This is a genomic window from Streptomyces sp. BI87, from assembly GCF_025957665.1.
Taxonomy (GTDB): Bacteria; Actinomycetota; Actinomycetes; order Streptomycetales; family Streptomycetaceae; genus Streptomyces; species Streptomyces albidoflavus.
Window position 1 is genome coordinate 6,762,321 of the sequence record NZ_CP110079.1, and the last position, 17,046, is coordinate 6,779,366.

Annotated in this window: 14 protein-coding genes; 7 read left to right on the top strand and 7 right to left on the bottom strand. The window is 71.1% G+C overall.

What is annotated here, in order from left to right:
• Nucleotides 1–8: 8 nt before the first annotated feature.
• Nucleotides 9–1,805: a 3-hydroxyacyl-CoA dehydrogenase family protein gene (locus OIM89_RS29685; RefSeq protein WP_226964878.1), complete on the bottom strand. Its 1,797-nt coding sequence runs from the start codon at nucleotides 1,803–1,805 to the stop codon at nucleotides 9–11.
• A gap of 22 nt (nucleotides 1,806–1,827) precedes the next feature.
• Nucleotides 1,828–3,171, bottom strand: a complete 1,344-nt coding sequence (gene ccrA, locus OIM89_RS29690) for a crotonyl-CoA carboxylase/reductase (protein ID WP_226964877.1) — start codon at nucleotides 3,169–3,171, stop codon at nucleotides 1,828–1,830.
• A 153-nt stretch (nucleotides 3,172–3,324) separates the two neighbouring features.
• Here ccrA and OIM89_RS29695 point away from each other — a divergent pair, with 153 nt between their 5' ends.
• The 3 genes from OIM89_RS29695 (at nucleotide 3,325) to OIM89_RS29705 (ending at nucleotide 5,811) form a co-directional block, all read left to right on the top strand.
• Nucleotides 3,325–4,173, top strand: coding sequence for an IS5 family transposase (locus tag OIM89_RS29695; RefSeq protein ID WP_264491818.1), 849 nt, complete (start codon nucleotides 3,325–3,327; stop codon nucleotides 4,171–4,173).
• Between the two features lie 145 nt (nucleotides 4,174–4,318).
• On the top strand, nucleotides 4,319–5,080 hold the full coding sequence (locus OIM89_RS29700) for a thioesterase II family protein (RefSeq protein WP_226964876.1): 762 nt from the start codon (nucleotides 4,319–4,321) through the stop codon (nucleotides 5,078–5,080).
• 374 nt (nucleotides 5,081–5,454) lie between these two features.
• Nucleotides 5,455–5,811: a hypothetical protein gene (locus OIM89_RS29705; RefSeq protein WP_226964875.1), complete on the top strand. Its 357-nt coding sequence runs from the start codon at nucleotides 5,455–5,457 to the stop codon at nucleotides 5,809–5,811.
• On the opposite strand, the gene OIM89_RS29710 is transcribed toward OIM89_RS29705, so the two are convergent.
• Nucleotides 5,778–6,257 carry a hypothetical protein gene (locus tag OIM89_RS29710; protein ID WP_226964874.1) on the bottom strand — a complete coding sequence of 160 codons (480 nt, stop codon included), beginning with the start codon at nucleotides 6,255–6,257 and terminating at the stop codon, nucleotides 5,778–5,780. The genes OIM89_RS29705 and OIM89_RS29710 overlap by 34 nt on opposite strands.
• A 514-nt stretch (nucleotides 6,258–6,771) precedes the next feature.
• Here OIM89_RS29710 and OIM89_RS29715 point away from each other — a divergent pair.
• On the top strand, nucleotides 6,772–7,311 hold the full coding sequence (locus tag OIM89_RS29715; RefSeq protein WP_226964873.1) for a winged helix-turn-helix domain-containing protein: 540 nt from the start codon (nucleotides 6,772–6,774) through the stop codon (nucleotides 7,309–7,311).
• Between the two features lie 159 nt (nucleotides 7,312–7,470).
• Nucleotides 7,471–8,628: an MFS transporter gene (locus OIM89_RS29720; RefSeq protein WP_226965600.1), complete on the top strand. Its 1,158-nt coding sequence runs from the start codon at nucleotides 7,471–7,473 to the stop codon at nucleotides 8,626–8,628.
• Here OIM89_RS29720 and OIM89_RS29725 read toward each other — a convergent pair.
• Nucleotides 8,601–9,392, bottom strand: coding sequence for an ABC transporter permease (locus OIM89_RS29725; protein ID WP_226964872.1), 792 nt, complete (start codon nucleotides 9,390–9,392; stop codon nucleotides 8,601–8,603). The genes OIM89_RS29720 and OIM89_RS29725 overlap by 28 nt on opposite strands.
• A 309-nt stretch (nucleotides 9,393–9,701) precedes the next feature.
• On the opposite strand from OIM89_RS29725, the gene OIM89_RS29730 reads away from it, so the two are divergent.
• Nucleotides 9,702–10,358: a transposase gene (locus tag OIM89_RS29730; RefSeq protein WP_264491759.1), complete on the top strand. Its 657-nt coding sequence runs from the start codon at nucleotides 9,702–9,704 to the stop codon at nucleotides 10,356–10,358.
• Nucleotides 10,359–10,738: 380 nt separating this feature from the next.
• Here the strand turns inward: OIM89_RS29730 and OIM89_RS29735 are convergent, their stop codons facing one another.
• Together OIM89_RS29735 and OIM89_RS29740 are read right to left on the bottom strand one after the other, a co-directional pair.
• The gene (locus OIM89_RS29735; RefSeq protein WP_264491760.1) at nucleotides 10,739–11,638 is read right to left on the bottom strand and encodes a hypothetical protein; all 900 of its coding nucleotides are present in this window, start codon (nucleotides 11,636–11,638) and stop codon (nucleotides 10,739–10,741) included.
• On the bottom strand, nucleotides 11,635–12,054 hold the full coding sequence (locus OIM89_RS29740) for a hypothetical protein (RefSeq protein ID WP_264491761.1): 420 nt from the start codon (nucleotides 12,052–12,054) through the stop codon (nucleotides 11,635–11,637). Before OIM89_RS29740 ends, OIM89_RS29735 begins: the two co-directional genes overlap by 4 nt.
• Nucleotides 12,055–12,237: 183 nt before the next feature.
• Between OIM89_RS29740 and OIM89_RS29745 the strand changes: the two genes are divergently transcribed.
• Entirely contained in the window at nucleotides 12,238–15,657 is a 3,420-nt protein-coding gene (locus OIM89_RS29745; RefSeq protein ID WP_226964868.1) for a CHAT domain-containing protein, read from the top strand.
• A 21-nt stretch (nucleotides 15,658–15,678) separates the two neighbouring features.
• On the opposite strand, the gene OIM89_RS29750 is transcribed toward OIM89_RS29745, so the two are convergent.
• Entirely contained in the window at nucleotides 15,679–16,698 is a 1,020-nt protein-coding gene (locus tag OIM89_RS29750; protein ID WP_226964867.1) for a tetratricopeptide repeat-containing protein, read from the bottom strand.
• Nucleotides 16,699–17,046 lie beyond the last annotated feature (348 nt).

Below are 17,046 nucleotides of genomic sequence, written 5' to 3' on the forward strand. Positions count from 1 at the left end.
GGCAGGGGTCAACCCCTGACCGGCCGGGTGAACCCCCGACCGGCCTTCCGGCCGAGGCAGCCCTGAGCCACCAGCTGCTCAAGCGCCAGGGGAGGTTCACAGCCCATCCCCGGAAACTCCTGGTTCAGTCTCCGCAGGATGGCGAGGGATACGTCCAAGCCTATGCTGTCGAGCAGGGTGAAGGGCCCCATGGGGTAGCCGAAGCCTTGCTGAACTGCCGTGTCGATCTCCTCGATGCCGACACCCCCCTGGTCCAACATGCGGATGGCATCCGCCAGATAGGGGAACAGCAGGTGGTTGACGATGAAGCCCGCACGGTCCGCGCACTCCACCACCGTCTTGTCGAGCCGGGCACAGAAGGCACGGGCGACCGCCATGCTGTGGTCGCTGGTCGCCGGGGTGCGGACGGCCTCGACCAGATGCATGACCGGAGCCGGGTTGAAGAAGTGCAGGCCCAGGGCGTCGCTGCCACGGCCGGCCGTCTCGGTGCAGCTCTCCACCGACAGACTGGACGTGGTGGTGGCGAGCAGGGTGCCCGGGCGGCACACGGAGCCGAGAGCGGCGAACAGGGACCGCTTGACGACGAGGTCCTCGGCGCTGGCTTCGATGACCAGGTCGCAGTCACTCAACGCCGCGAGAGCGTCGTTGACTTGGAGCAGCCTGAGGGCACGAGCCCTGTCATCAGGGTGGACTCTGCCTCGGCGTACTGACCTGGTCAGAGAGGCCTCGACGGCATCCACGGCGAGCCGAGCCTTCTCGGGGGAGCGGGCCACCAGGGTGGCGGGCACTCCGGCCAGCACGGTGCACTCGGCGATGCCTCTGGCCATGGTGCCGGACCCGACCACACCCACCCGCCCGACGGTCACACCCGGTCCGTCCTTCAAAGCTTCCGGGGAGCCGAGGCCTCTGGCAGCTCCGACGGCTCCACCGGATCCGGTGGGCACGTCGAGGCGGCTGCCGTCCTCGTCGTAGCGGTAGAAGCCCTGGCCGCTCTTCCGGCCGAGGGCGCCGCCCCGCACCCTCGACGTGAGCAGCGGCGCGGGCCGGAACCCGGCGTCTCCGGTGCGCGAGTGCAGGTCGGACAGAACCGCGTGAACGGTGTCCAGGCCAACCTCGTCGAGCAGCTCGAACGGCCCCACAGGCAGCCCGCAGCCCAGGCGCATCGCGGTGTCGACAGCCTTCCGGCCGGCGTACCCCTGCTCGACCATGGCGACGGCACGGTTGAGGGACGCGTACACCAAGTCGGTCGCCGCGAGCCCCCCACGGGCGCTCAGGGAGTCCTGTGTCAGGCCGGCCTCCATGAGCAACTCCTCCAGGACGGCCAGAGCTCCGCGCTCGCTCATGGAGGTGGGCACCGCCTCGGTGGCTGCACCGGCAGGCACGGGACGCAGCATCCGCAGCCCCAAGGTGCGTCCCGGGCGACCCGACGCGATGGCGAGGCGTTCCAGGGGGAGCGAGGCGGTGACGCTCACCAGGACCGTACGATCCGGGCAGACGCTGTTGAGGCGGCGCAACACATGGGACTTGACCTCCAAGTCCTCGGACACGGCCTCGATCACCAGGTCGGTCGAGCCTAGGGCTGCGGTGTCGTTGGTGAGCGTGTACGCGCCATGGTCAACTGCTTCTCCTGTGCTATGCACCGCAGCGGTCGGCGCTGCCTTGATGCGCTGATCGACCGCCGCCACCACGTCGAGTTCGCGGTCCACCCCGACGACGTCGTGGCCTGCTGCGTTCAGGAATCGGAGCATGGGTTCCCCCACGGAACCGAGACCGACGACTCCCACCACGGTTGTTTTCCGGGCCATGTCTTGCGTCCCTTTGCCTCTGTCAGCTTGCCGCGAGGCGGTAGCGGTTGATGGCGTCGAGGTGCTGGGCACGCATCTCGTGGTTCCGCACACCGAGGCCCTCCTCGGGGGCCAGCGCGAGCACGCCGACCTTGCCCTGGTGGAGGTTGCGGTGCACGTCGTAGGCGGCCTGCCCGGTCTCCTCCAGGGAGTAGACCTTCGACAGGGTCGGGTGGATCTTTCCCTTGGCGATGAGGCGGTTGGCCTCCCAGGCCTCGCGGTAGTTGGCGAAGTGGGAGCCGATGATGCGCTTCAGCGACATCCACAGGTAGCGGTTGTCGTACTCGTGCATGTAGCCCGAGGTGGAGGCGCAGGTGGTGATGGTGCCGCCCTTGCGGGTGACGAAGACGGAGGCGCCGAAGGTCTCGCGGCCGGGGTGCTCGAAGACGATGTCGATGTCCTCGCCGCCGGTGAACTCGCGGATGCGCTTGCCGAAGCGCTTCCACTCCTTCGGGTCCTGGGTCCGCTCGTCCTTCCAGAACTTGTAGCCCTCGGCGTTGCGGTCGATGACCGCCTCGGCGCCCATGTTCCGGCAGATCTCCGCCTTCTCGGGGGAGGAGACCACGCAGATCGGGGTGGCGCCGCCGGCCAGCGCGAACTGGGTGGCGTAGGAGCCGAGGCCGCCGCTGGCGCCCCAGATCAGCACGTTGTCGCCCTGCTTCATGCCGGCGCCGTTGCGGGAGACGAGCTGCCGGTAGGCGGTGGAGTTGACCAGGCCCGGGGCGGCCGCCTCCTCCCAGCTCAGGTGGTCCGGCTTGGGCATCAGCTGGTTCGACTTGACCAGGGCGATCTCGGCGAGGCCGCCGAAGTTGGTCTCGAAGCCCCAGATCCGCTGCTCGGGGTCGAGCATCGTGTCGTTGTGGCCGTCGCTCGACTCCAGCTCGACCGAGAGGCAGTGCGCGACGACCTCGTCGCCCGGGTTCCAGGCGTTGACGCCGGGTCCGGTCCGCAGGACGACGCCCGCGAGGTCGGAGCCGATGACGTGGTACGGCAGGTCGTGGCGCTTGGTCAGCGCGCTCAGCCTGCCGTAGCGCTCGAGAAATCCGAAGGTCGGCAGTGGCTCGAAGATGGAGCTCCACACCGAGTTGTAGTTCACGGAGGAGGCCATGACGGCCACCAATGCCTCGCCGGGCCCGAGTTCCGGCACCGGGACTTCGTCGACGTGCAGCGACTTCCGCGGGTCCTTGTCCGCGGACTGCATGCCTTCGAACATCTCCGCCTCCTCTCTGCGGATCACGACGCCCCGATAGGTCTCCGGAACCCTCAGGTTGGCGAAATCTTCACACGTCGCAGCGCCGGAAAGGACGGCGCTCACTATGTCTTTCACGTGGGATACCTCAAGGAAAGGAGCAGGAGAAGGAATTGAGTGCGCATCTACCGGCGACCGTAGGGGCTGCCGCGGAGAGGAAGTACCCCTAACTTCGCTTCCCCCTAGAGATCGTCTTCAAAGGTGATCAGGTGATGAGGAATCATGCTTGTCATGGTGCGTCGTCATGAACTGTCCGATGCCGAGTGGGCTGTGTTGTCGCGGTTGCTGCCGAGTTCGGGGACTGCGGGGCGGCCTCGTTCGGACGACCGGCTGGTACTGAACGGCATCGTGTGGAAGCTGCGGACCGGATCAGCCTGGCGTGATGTGCCGGAACGTTATGGCTCCTGGCAGACCTTGTACACGCGTTTTCGCAGGTGGGCACTGGACGGGACGTTCTCGCGCATGCTGCGGGCCGTTCAGGCGGAGAAGGACGCGGCCGGGGACATCGACTGGCTGGTGTCGGTCGACTCCACCATCGTTCGGGCGCACCAGCATGCCGCGCGGCAAAAGGGGGCGGTTGACAGGGACGAAGCGGGTGATCACGCCCTCGGCCGATCCCGTGGTGGACTGAGCACGAAAGTCCACCTGGCCTGCGACGGGCGCGGCCGCCCTCTCGGATTCGTCCTGTCGGGCGGCAACGCCAACGACTGCACCCGCCTCGAGAAGGTGATGGACTCGATCAGCGTGCCCAGAGTCGGGCCCGGGCGTCCACGCTCCCGGCCCGACCGTGTGGTCGCCGACAAGGGCTACAGCTCTCGAAAGATCCGCGCCTACCTGCGACGACGCGGCATCCCGCACACAATCCCCGAACGCGCCGACCAGATCCTGGGCCGGCTGAACCGCGGCACACGCGGCGGACGGCCGCCCGGCTTCGACCGGTGCATCTACCGCCGTCGCAACGTCGTCGAGCGCTGCTTCAACCGCCTCAAGCAGTGGCGCGGACTGGCCACCCGCTATGACAAAACCCGCGAGTCCTACCAGGCGGCCGTCACCATCGCCTCAATCCTGCTCTGGATCTGACCTTTGAAGACGACCTCTAGGGCGTTCACTGGCGGCTGGAGCGCCTGGAGTGTAGGGGGGTTGAGATCGGCGGAGTTCTCCTGCACTGTTGCAGATCAGGAACTCAATGAATTTGACCAGGCAAGGCAAGCGGGCAAGGGCGGGAATGAGCGGTAGCAACGATGATGGTGCGGCGTGGATTAGACGGTTCCACTCGTCCCCTGAGGCGGAAGTGCGACTGATTTGTTTCCCGCACGCGGGTGGCTCTGCCAGCTTCTTCTTTCCGGTGTCGCGGGGCCTGGCGCCGCGCGCGGAAGTGCTGGCGATGCAGTACCCGGGGCGCCAGGACCGCCGCTCGGAGCCGAATGTCCCCGATATGACACAACTGGCGAACAAGGCGGCAGATTCCCTGGTTCCTTTCACTGACAAGCCGTACGCGCTGTTCGGGCACAGCATGGGGTCAACGCTCGCCTATGAGGTCGCACGCAGGCTCCAAGACGCCGGACGGCCAGCCAAGGCGCTCTTCGTCTCCGGACGGCGCGCCCCGCACCGCAATGCGGACGACGGGCTGCACCTGCTCTCCGACGAGGAGATAGTCGCCGACATCGGGGCCCTGGACGGAACAGGCGCGCAGGTCTTCGGTGACGCGGAGTTGATGGACATGGTTCTGCCCGCGATCCGCAGCGACTACCAGGCGGCGGAGACATACCGGTACGCCCCCGGGCCGATCCTCACCAGCCCCGTGCACGCCCTGACGGGGTTCTCCGACGCATGGGTCGACGTGAGCGAGCTGCACCATTGGAAGGAGCACACCGAGGCCGGGTTCGACCTGACGGTGTTCCCCGGTGGCCACTTCTACTTGGCGGAGCAGCACGAGGACATCCTGGAATTCGTTCGCTCGCGGCTCTTCGATAGTGCCCTCACGTGACCGCGTGCCCGATTCCCGTGGCCTCCGACGGCGTCCTCGGGACAGGTTCCTGACTGCCCACGCGGACTGTTTGCAACTACAGGGTGACGGCGCTCACCGGCGTGACGGTGGAGTGAGTCGAGTGCAGGACGGGTGTGCCGGAGCGGTGTTATGCCTCCGACGACGAGGCTGCTGGCGATGTGTCGGCGCACGCGGGGGCAGGGGCCCTCGAAGAAGCCGGGGTCCGCGGATACTGAGGCGCTTGAGTCTCCAGCCGCCGGAGGGTTCAGGATCCTATTCATGGACGACGAACGCCCCGACGTGCTCACCATTGGCCGGCTCGCGCACCGGACCGGACTTTCGGTGCGTACGCACAGCCGCCGGCACCCCGCGTGGTGGCCAGGTGGATTTTCAGCCGCCCGGAATCCCCCACCGAGGTCGAACAGCTCCGGCTCAAGGCCGTCCTGGCCAACTGCGCCGAACTCGAGGCCCTGACCGGTCACGTCCGGTCCTTCGCCCAGATGCTCACCGAGCGCCAGGGCGAATGGCTCACAGAATGGCTCGATGCCGTCCGCCAGGACGACCTGCCCAGCCTCCACACTCTCGCGGTCGGCATCGACCGAGACCGCGACGCGGTCACTGCCGGCCTCACCCTGCCGTGGAACTCGGGCGTCGTCGAAGGACACGTCAACAGGATCATTCTGTGGAATCAGCGATGTCAAGCCGTGTGCTTGTGCATCACGTCGAGGTAGTGCGGAACGTGGTGGTCCCGGCCAGGCAGGCTAAACACAGCGCAGACCTCGGCCGGCTGGGTGAGGATGCTCGACTGCTCGCCGAAGGTCAGGACAGGGTTGACCTCGTGGTGGCAGCCGGCGGTGTCGAGGGCAGTGACCAGTTCCTCGCGGAGCACGGTGGCCTCGAATGACTCGGAATCGGGCAGGACGAGCGGTGGGAGTTTGGCGGTCGAACCAGGCCAGAGGTTGATCCAGATGCCACTGACGGCACGCTGCGTGACCACCAGTCGCAGCCCGTTCCAGGAGTAGGGGTAGCCGTCGATATCGGGCCCCTTCATGATGTGGGCGGGGTGCGGGCGCCCCGGGCCGAGAAGGTCTTCAGCCTCGGTCAGGGGCATTCCGCAGTGAAGAGGGCCGATCCGGCCGGTTCGGGCGAAGTCGACGAGCACGTTTATCAAGGTCACGGCAGTGACTGTGACACTTTCTTGGGCCTGTGCGCACTCCGATATCAGCGCGGTGCGGTGCCTGCCCCGCCCTGTCGGACGTCTACGAGTGGCAGAAGACGGGCTGTCGCCGGCAGGTCCAGGTCGCGTGGTGTCGGGCCGGCCGGAGTGGGTGTGTCGGCGAGGCGGTCGAGTAGCCGGTCCAGGGCCGCTTGGCCGTCCTCGACGGCTGCCTGCTCGTCGTCGGTCAGCGGGATGGACACGGCCATCTTCTGCAAGTTGCTTTTGGCTTCAATGAGTTGGGATCGCGTGGAGCCCTTAGAGGGCGGTTCGCGAGGTAATGCCCCTATCTGGATGAGGCTGGGGAAGGGCCGCTGGTCACCGTGGTCGTCGGCTGACCCGCAGCCTCACCAGGAAGCAGTAAGGGCTTCGCAGACGTCTCGGGCCCGCAGCGGGCCGGTGGTTTCGTTGAAGACCGCGAAACCCCAAAAGAAGTGTTTGACAGTCTACCGGCCGGGGCCGAATACTCGTGGGCATGTCCGCTGCCGAGAGACGCACGGAGCTCAGTGGTCTGCGGGCGCTGGCTCATCCGCTGCGCCTGCGCCTGCTGTCCTTGCTCACGGCGCGTGCCATGAGCGCCAGTGAGGCCGCGCGCGAGTTGGGCGAGTCGCAGGCGAATGTCAGCTACCACATGCGGCATCTGCTGGCCGCCGGCCTGCTGGAGATGGTCGAGGAGGCCTCCCTGCGCGGCGGCCGGGCCAAGCGGTACCGCCACAATCCGGCGAGTGGGGAGTCCGTCTCCGGCGGATCGCTCGACGACTACACGGTTCTGGCCTCCGCCGTCGCCGAGGAACTGCAGCGCCGCAGCCGGGAGCGGGTGGCCGGGGCGCCGGGGGCGTTCTCCGACGCCGAGGTGTGGCTGCCCCCCGAGGCCTGGGAGCGGGTGCGGGAGCTTGCCCGGGAGCTGGGGGTGCTCCTGCACGACGAGGCCCGACCGCGAGGCACACCGGGGACCGTACGTGCCAGCGCGACGCTCATGCTGTTCGGAATGACCCGTGACGGGACCTCAGAGTGACCGAGCGAACTGAGAGAGCTTCCGTTCTGGCGTCCTTACGCCACCGGAGCTTTCGCAACCTGGTGTTCGGCCGCACGCTGACGCACTGGGCCAACTCCATGGCGCCCATCGCCCTGGCCTTCGCCGTCCTGGACATGACCGGCTCCGCTCGACGTCGGGATCGTCGTCGGCTCCCGGTCGGTCGCCAACGTCCTCCTCGTCCTCTTCGGCGGCGTCCTCGCCGACTGGGTGCCGCGGGCGCTCATCCTGCAGGGTTCCAGCCTGTCGGCCGCGACGGTGCAGGCGGTGGTCGCGGTGGTGCTGCTCACCGACTCCGCCTCGCTCGGGGTGCTCATCCTGCTGAGCGTGGTCAACGGCGCGGTGGCGGCCGTGTCGACGCCCGCCTCGGCCTCGCTGGTCCCCCAGACCGTTCCAGCCGGGGAGCTGCGTGCCGCCAACGCCCTGAGCCGCATGGGCGTGAACACCGGCATGATCGTCGGTGCCTCCTTCGGCGGCATGATCACATCCGTGTTCGGCCCCGGCTGGGGCATGGCCGCCAACGCCGTCGTGTTCGCGGCCGCCGCCCTCGCCTATCACGGCGTGCGGGTGCCCCGGACGAAGCGGGCGCCGGACGCACCCTCCCAGCCGCTGCGCGAACTCCGGGAAGGCTGGGCCGAGTTCACCGCACGCACGTGGGTGTGGGTGGTGGTGCTCCAGTTCTTCGTGGTCAACGCCGTGGCCGCGGGCGGCATCCAGGTGCTCGGGCCGACCATCGCCAACAGTACGTACGGACGCACCGCCTGGGGGCTGGTGCTGGCCACGCAGATGGCCGGTGCGCTCATCGGCGGATTCCTGGAGGGCCGTTCCCGCTCCCGGCACGCCCTGCGCATCGGCGTGGCGGTGGTGGCACTCGACGCCCTGCCACTGATCACGCTGGCCGAGACGGAGCCCCTGGCGCTGCTGGTGCTGGCGATGTTCGTCAACGGCCTCGCACTGGAGCAGTTCGGCGTCGCCTGGGACGTGTCTCTCCAGGAAAACGTTCCGCCCGGCCGGCTGGCGCGGGTCTACTCGTACGACATGCTCGGCTCGATCCTCGCCCTGCCCGTGGGTGAGATGTCGGCAGGCGCCCTCTCCGAGCGCTTCGGGTCGCGCGCGACGCTGCTGGGCGGCGTGTGCCTGGTGGTCTCCGTCACCGTTGCGGCACTGTGCAGCAAGGACGTCCGGTCGCTGACTGTCAGGGCCGGGCATGCGGACGCCGACGTGCCGGGTGCGACGGCCGCCGGGGCCGCATCCGGCACCGCCGCCCCTACTCAGCCGACGCGGGACCCGGCGGGGTGAGGACCGTGAGGCCCGGGAGTGTGAAGCGCGCACCGACCGGGCCGAGCGGTTCCGTCCCGGAGCCGGCGGGCACGGGGCCCGGCGGCTCCGGGATGGCCCGTGCGGTGGGCGTGGTACGCCGCCACCACGCGGCGTACGAAGGGCCCGGCGCTCGCGCCGTACGCCTCGGGGTGCCGGGAGACGACCGTGAGCTGGTGCTGCTCGGGGCCGAGGACGAACAACGTCGCTGACTCGTCCGGCAGTTCCCCGGCCAGCCGTGGCAGTGCCCCGGTGGTGGCGTTGCGGGCTCGCAGGAGGACCGAGGGACCCATGCGCGAACGCAGCGCGCTGAGCAAGGCTCCCCGGTCCACCCGGCCCAGCAGGCGCAGCGAGACCTCGGCACGGCCGTCGGGCAGCGGGCGCCATGCCCAGGCGTCCGGCCGCGGGCGGAACCGGTCGATGACGCCCTTGCCGAGGTCCTGCGTGACCGACAGCATGGTCGTCTCAAGGCCGAAGGCCATGGTCATGGTGAGCATGCCGGGCACCAGGTAGGACGTGAAGTCCCCCTCGACGCCCTTGCCGCCGCCGATCAGGAAGCCGAACATCAGCAGCATCATCACCGGGAAGACCAGCCCGACGACCACCTGTACGGGCTGGCGCGCCCAGTGCGCCAGCTCGCGCCGGGTCATCGTCCAGGAGTCGGCGAACGCCCAGCTCAGCTTGGAACCACTGCCGCGCGTCGTGCTCACCGGGGCCGTGGCGGGTGCGTGGTGGGTCGCGGTCATGCCGCCTCCTCCTTACGAGCTCGTGCATGGTTAGCGGTGACGTTGGCCCTGCCAGCTCGTTAGGCCGTTCGTGGTGGGGATGCAGGCACGTGGGTTGATCATGTCGGAGCGTCGGGTCACGGGCCTTTCAACGGCTGTGATTGCCGACCTGGTCGCGGAGTTGGGACCGATCTGGCAGGCCCGCAGGGATGCTGAGCTACTCGACCGACCGCGTCGGCGTGCGGTCGGAGCGGGCGCGAAGTACAAGCTGTCTTCGTCCACCGGCTCCTGGCCACGCTCGTGCACCTGAGGCACGGCGTTACCCACGACGTGCTGGCCTGCTGGTTTCAGGTGGACCGGTCGACCATTACCCGTGCCGTCGGTCAGATCCGGCCCCTCCTCGCCGACCGCGGATGTCGCGTTGAGGGTGGCTTGCGACTTCGCACGCTTGCCGATGTGATCGCTCATCTCGGCGCCACCGGCCAGACCGCGATGATGGACGCCACCGAGATCAGGGTCAGACGCCCGAGCGCACACCGCGGCGGACGCAGCCGGTTCATCTCCGGCAAGAGCCGCATCAACGCCATGAAATCCCTCGTCGTCACTGATGAGCGCGGCCGCCCCCTGTTCTGCGGTGAGGTCCGGGCCGGCTCCGTCGCCGACATCACCCAAGCCCGTGACGCCGGCCTGGTCGACCTGCTGGCCGACACCATCGGCCTGCAGATCCTCGCCGACGCCGGCTACCAGGGCCTCGCCGCGCGAACCTACGGCCAGGTCGTCACCCCACCACGCAAACGCCGAGGCAAACACCTCGAACACCTGCAATGGCTGATGGCACACCACGAAGCCGCACGCTTCGCCCACTCCTCAGCCAGAGTCCCCGTCGAACACGGCATCGCCCACCTCAAGAACTGGAGAGCCCTCGCCGACACCACACCCGACGAAACAACCTGCCCGACACCATCCGAGCCCTCGCCGGACTCCTGACCGACCAACAAGCAACCCACCACACGAAAGCACTCGCACTGCCCGTACTGGCCGCATGATCAAGACGCCGACCGCAACATCAACACGCCTTCATCCCAACCATGCACGAGCTCGTAAGCGCGCAACACAGCCAGACATCCGACAACCCGCTCTTGTAGGCGCAACTGAGGCAGTGGCCGCCTGTCGTCACGCAAGGAGTCCTTGTAGCCGCGACACGTGGGGCGGTTTCTGCGGTCCTGCCCGGTGCTTGAGGTTGTGGGCGAGGGCGGCCAGCCGTTGGGCGTCGGCACCGATGGGCTGGAGCCAGATGAGGTTGGCGGCGAAGTAGGAAAGTCGTCCGGTCTCCGGTTGGGCGGAGCATTCGGCGGGGGCGATCCGCTTCAGTAGCCCTTGCGCAGGATGCGGGTCACCGAGGCACCGTCAGCGGGCGTGAACGGTCCTGCCACCTGGCGGCCGAGCGCGAGCGCGAGCTGACCCACCCGCAGGTCGACCACGGACTCCACCAGCTGGGCCAGGCACTCCACCGCGGCCCGCCCCCGCCACCAGGCGACCGCCCATGTGGCGGCGCCGACCAGGGCGCCGGGCCACCACCAGATACCGAGGCCGAGGTAGAGCGTCCCCCAGGCTGCGCAGCGGGCGGCGCCGGTGAAGTCCGCCTGCGCCAGGCTCAGCGGGGCGCGGACCTCCTCGCCCAGGGTCAGCCAGATGCGTGGCCACACCGTGGCCAGATCCAGGTCGTAGGCGGTCCGTACGCGCTCCTCCACGGCCAGCACACGGTCCCCCATCCAGGTGGGAAGCCGTGGTTCGGTCAACGCGATCCGGTCCCGGGCCGCCGACAGCGCCACGGTGTCGGGCAGCGCCGCCGGGGCGCGGGTGCCCAGCAGGACGCGGGCCTTGGCGCGCAGCCCGTCCTCGTAGCGCCGGGCAGCCGCCCGCCACGCGCGCACGCGTCGCCGGGTCAGCGGCGCTCCGGCCCGGCCCCACGGACCGGTCCACAGCCGGGCCACCAGTTCCCCCAGGGCGCGTACGAACGCCGAGACGGCCACCGCCGCCACGATCGTCGCGACGGCGAGCAGCAGCAGCGTGCCCCCGGAGCGGCCCGCCTGGGAGGCGGCGAACCGGTCCACCGTGTCCCGCAGGGCACCGTGGTCCAGCGCGTGCCCGTGGCCGAGTCCGGTTCCCGCCACGACCCCGCACACGAACACCACACCCGGCAGCATCAGCCCGGCGAGCCACCGCTCCGCCAGCTTCCCGCCCAGCGAGGTGAGGAAGGCGGTCACCGGTCTGTCCGGGGACGCGGATGCCGGCTGCGCGAGCCGTCGGCGCCGGGCGCGAGGCGGTCCGTGCGGAACCGGCGCAGCGGGCATGCCCACACCGCGCACAGGGGGCGCGCCGCCTCCCCCGGTCGCGGGATCTCCACACGGTCGCACAGGCCGGCGGGGCAGACGTACACCTCCTCCAGCGGCCGGCCCGGCCCGAGGCCGGGAAGCGACTGGTACGCGGTGCCCCCGGGGTCCGCCTCACCCCGGCCCACCGAGCCGCCGCCGACCAGCCCGTGACGGCGCATCAACTCCCCCAGATGCGCCAGTTCCGCCAGAATCCGCTCCTCCGGCACATCCGGTGCCCGCAGCCGGGCCAGCGCCTCGTCGGCCTCGGGGCCGAGGAGCGCCGCGGCCTCGACCAAGTCGTCGCACATACGTGATAGTTGAGCCGCGGTGGCGTCCCCGAGACGCCGAGCCGGGTCCTCGCGTCGGATCATGCGCTTCTCATCATCCCCTCCACCGGCGGCGGACCCGCCAGGACCAAGCGCGGCAGGCACCGACGCGTGCGCCGCCAGCGTAGTGGCGCCCGGCGCCGCCGGGCGAGACCAGGAGAGAGCATGCGTCACGACTCGGTCAGCGCACGACACCTGGCGGCCGTCGAACTGCTCCAGCAGTACCTGACAACCGGTGAACGGGCGCCACTGGAGCAGGCGGAGTCCCTGCTGCGCGAGGTGCTCCCGCACGTCGTCGCCGAGGCGCGGCCCGGCATCCTGCAGAACCTTGCGGCGATCGCCCTGCTGCGCCGACGGCTCGGCGGCGACCGGAGCCACGCCGAGGAGGCGGTGGCGCTGACGCGGGCCGCCCTCGACGAGGCCCCGGACGATCCGGAGCTGGCCGCGATGTGCCTGGCGACTCTCGCCGACGCCCTGTACCACCACGGGGGAACGGGCGAACTGGACGAGTCCGTAGGGACGTACCGCCGCCTGCTCACCGCCGCCGACCGCCCCGCCCGGCCCGAGGAGCTCGCGGGCGCCGCGGAGGTGCTCCGCGCCCGCCACCGAGCACGCGGTGACCGCGCGGACCTGGCCGAGGCCCTGGAGCTGTATGGCCGGGCCGCCTCCCTGGTCCCGCCCACCGACCCGCGGCGGCCGGAGTGGCTGCTGACCCGCGCTGAGGGGCTGGACCACCAGGACGCCAACGGGACGGACGGCTCGCGCGGGCCGGGGGAGCGGGTGGCCGCCTGGCGAGACGCCTTGGGCGCCCACCCCGGTCCGGACTCCCGCCACGCGCTGGCCCTCGCCGGCCTCGGAGCCGCCCTGCTCGCCCGGTACGAGGAGGCCAGGGCGGCACAGGATCTCGAAGAGGCGGTGATGGTGCTGGAGCGTGCCTGCCACCGCACCCCGCCCGAGGCGGACGAAGCGGTCGGACGCGCGGTCTCCCTCGCCGACGCGGTGATCGCCCGCGCCACCCGGCTGGGCCGGACCGGCGGACTCGACTCCGTGCTCCTCCTGCTGGACACGGTCGTCGCCCACCGGCCCGAACAGGACTGGGGCCGGGCTGCCCTGCTGGCGACGGCCGGCCAGGTCTGCCGTACCCGCTTCGGCCTCGACGAAGACCCCGCCTTTCTCCAACTGGCCGTGCGCCGGGGACGCGAGGCTCTCGCCGCCGTGGCCGGCGACCGGACCAACCTGGTGCCCGCGCTCGGAGGACTCGCCGCCGCGCTGCGCCTGCGCCACGGGCTGGACCGTGAACGAGCGGACCTGGACGAGGCGATCGACCTGCTCCAACAGGCGTGGACGGTGTCGGAGGGGAGCCACCGCGTCCCCACGGCCGTCGCGCTCGCCGGATGTCTGCTCGACAGGGCCGAGGGCACCCGCCACGCCGCGGACGCCCGAGCCGCGCTGGAGGTACTCACCCTCGTGCCGGCGGCCCCTTCGAGGGGTGTGCCGCCCGAACTGCTCCACAGCCTCGGCAACACACTGATGAGCGTGTACCACCGTACTGGCGAACTCGACCTGCTCGGCCGGGCCGGGCAAGCGTTCGGCGCCATGCGTGACGCCCTGCCGCCCAGCCACCCCGACCAGCCGGTGGCCGCGGCCAGCCTCGCCGTCGTCCTGGAACACACGCACCGGCGCACCGGGAGCCGGGAGGCGCTGGACCACGCGGTGGGGTACCACCGCCGCGCCCTCGCCCAGTGTCCGGGCGGACCGAGCGCCCGCCGCCCCTACGTCGACGGTCTGGCGTACGCCCTGCGCAAGCGGTACGACGCCCTCGCTGACCGTGCCGACCTGCACGAGAGCATCGAGCTGCTGGAGGAGGCGCTGGCCGCCTTCCCCACCGGCCACCCCGCGCAGACGGCGACCCGGGTCTCCCTGGTGCAGGCGTTGCGAGCCGAGCACCAGCACACGGGTGAGGCGTCGCTCCTGCGGCGCGCGGCCGAGGTCGCGGCCGGGGCGGCGGGTGTGCGGGCGGTGCCCGTCCACCGCCGGGTCGAGGCGCACGCCCTGCACGGTCACGCCCTCGCCGGACTCGCCGACTGGCGCGGGGCGGCCGACGCCCTGGCCGAGGCCGTGGCGCTCCTCCCGCGCCTCGCTTCCCGCGACCGTCTCCGCGTTGACCAGCACCACGACCTGGCCGGTACCTCCGGGGCGGCCACCTCGGCCGCCGCCTGCGCCCTCCTCGCCGGACAGCCCGAACGAGCACTGGAACTGCTGGAGCAGGGGCGCGGCGTGCTGCTCGGCCGCCGCACCGTCCCCGGCGCGGGTCTGGCCGCGCTCCAGCGCACGGACCCGGAGGCGGCCCGCGCGTACCTGCGGCTGCGGCGCGAGGCGGACGCGCCCGAACCACCCGCCCACGCACACAGCCTCACGGCGAGAGACACCGCCCGCGACCGGGAGGCGGAGTGGGACCGGCTGATCGCCCACATCCGCTCCCTGCCCGGCCTGGCCGACTTCCTCCGCCCGGCGCGGGCGGCCGAACTGCTGGCCGCCGTCGGCGACGAACCCGTGGTGCTGGTCGTGCCCACCAGGTACCGCAGTGACGCGCTCATCCTGCGCCGGGGGCGGCTCGACGTACTGCCCCTGCCCCGACTGGACTTCGAGGAGGCCGCGGCCAACGCCACGCTCCTGGCGGAGGCGGTCCGCCGCGCCCACGACCCGCGGGCGGGGGTGCGCGACCGGCTGGCCGCCCAGGAGACCGTGCGCGATCTCCTCGACTGGCTGTGGCGGACCACCGCCGGACCCGTCCTGCACCGGCTCGGCCACGGACCCCACCCGGAGGGCCGGCCCTGGCCGCGGCTGTGGTGGTGTCCTACCGGCCCGATGGCGTTCCTCCCCCTGCACGCCGCCCAGTCCTCCGACGGGGAGGGCGTCTTGGACCGGGTGGTCTCCTCCTACACCCCCACCGTCGAGGCGCTGCTACGCACCCGGTCCGGGCCCGCCGCCCCGTCCGGCGCCGTCCGCTCCTGCGTGGTGGCGATGGCGCGTACGCCCGGCGGGCACCCGGACCTCCCGGCGGCGGACGCCGAGGCGGAGATCGCCGCGGCGGCACTGCCCGGTGCGCGCGTTACGGCCGGAGCCCTCGCCACCCGGGAACGCGTCCTCGCGGGCCTCGCCGCCGCCGACCACGCCCACATCGTCTGCCACGCCGTCGCCGACGGCGAGGACCCGGCCGAGAGCAGACTGCTCGTCCACGACCATGCCGACCGGCCGCTGACCGTGGCCGACCTCTCCGCGCTCGCCCTCGACCACGCCGGCCTGGCCTTCCTGTCGGCGTGCTCCACCACCCGCAGCTCGCCCGGGCTGGCCGACGAGGCAGTGCACATCACCGGGGCCTTCCAGCTCGCCGGGTACCGCCACGTCGTGGGCACCCTGTGGGAGGTGGACGACGCCGCCTCCCTGGAGATCGTGCGCCACTTCTACGCCACCTGCGCCGTGGAGGGCCCGGCCGCCTCACTGCACGAGGCAGTGCGCGAGTTGCGGAGGCGCTACCCCCTGGCACCCACCCTGTGGGCGGCCCACCTGCACACCGGTCCGTGAGGCACCCCGCCTCTCGGGCCGTCAGCCACCGCCCGTCCTGATCACGGCCAGCAACCGCCGCATCGCGTCGGTGTCGGGATGCTCGGGCCCCAGCGTCCGCTCCATGCCCGCGAGACAGGCCCGCCCCTCCCGCACCGCGCGCTCGCGCTCGCCGGACGCTGCCAGCCAGTCGGCGAGTTGGGCGTGAGCGTGCAGCGTCGCCGGATGATCCGCCCCCACGGTCCTGGCGTAACCGGCGACCGTCTCGGCGAGGAGCGGCACACCCTCCGCGAGCCGCCCCACCCGGCGCAGTACGTCCGCCAGCCCGTGCCGCGCGTGCAGCGTCACCGCCGCGTCCGGCCCGAGCGCCCGCTCCGCGTCGGCCACCAGCGACCGGGAATCCGCCAGCACCTCTCCGGCCCGGCCCACACCCAGCAACGCCGTGATGTGGTTGCTGCGCGCCTGGACGGCCCGCTCCGACACCGGTCCCTCGGCCCGGACGATCGCCTCCGCCGCCTGCGCGCAGACCCGTTCGGCCTCCTCGGTGAGCCCCAGGTCGTGCAGCACGCTGGAGAGCACCGTCAGAGCCGCCCCGGTGGCCGGAGCGTGTGGCCCCTGGGTCCGCCGCAGCCGGGCCACCACGTCCTGCAGCACCTCCCGGGCCTCCGCCGGCCGGCCGGTCCTCACCAGCGTCTCGGCGAGGTTGGCACCACTGGTCAGGGTGTCCTGATCGTCCGGGCCCAGCACACGCCGCCGCGCGGAGTGGACCGCGCGCTGCACCTCGCAGGCCTCCTCGTACGAACCGCGCGTCCACAGGGCGAAGGCCAGGCTGTGACCCGTGGCCAAGGCGTCCGGGTGGTCCGCGCCGAGGGCCGACCGGCGCCCGGCCAACACGTCGCGGTAGACCTCGACGGCGTCGTCGAAGAGGCCGTCCTTCATCAGCCGCCGTGCGTAAGCCGTGCCACGTTCCCACGTCGCCGGGTCGGTGGGGCCAAGTTCCTGCAGGGCCTGTTCGTACAGCAGGGCCATGGACATGGCGGCTCCCAGGGACACGTCGATCACGACCGTCCCGTCCTGCTTGGTGGACGAGGTGACGGTGAACGGCTTCTCCTGGTCACGGCTTCCGTCGCCCCCGCCCCGCCGTCCGGCTTTCCGCCTCCTGAACCAGCGTGATCCATTCCCGCCCATGGCTCTCCCCCGTCCGTTGCCCGACCGTTGTCGGCGCCGCGTGCCTCTTCCCTTACCCATACCCATCCGGCGCGTATCCGGCACAGGGAGGCTCGCGCAGACCGCGGCCCGACGGTCGACGGCGCGCGCCAGGGCAGTTGCCCAGTGAGCCGTCCTCCCTCGCCGCGTCGGGATACGGCCGGTCTGCCGGAAGGGGATGTCGGTACGCGACGTAGGTTCTGT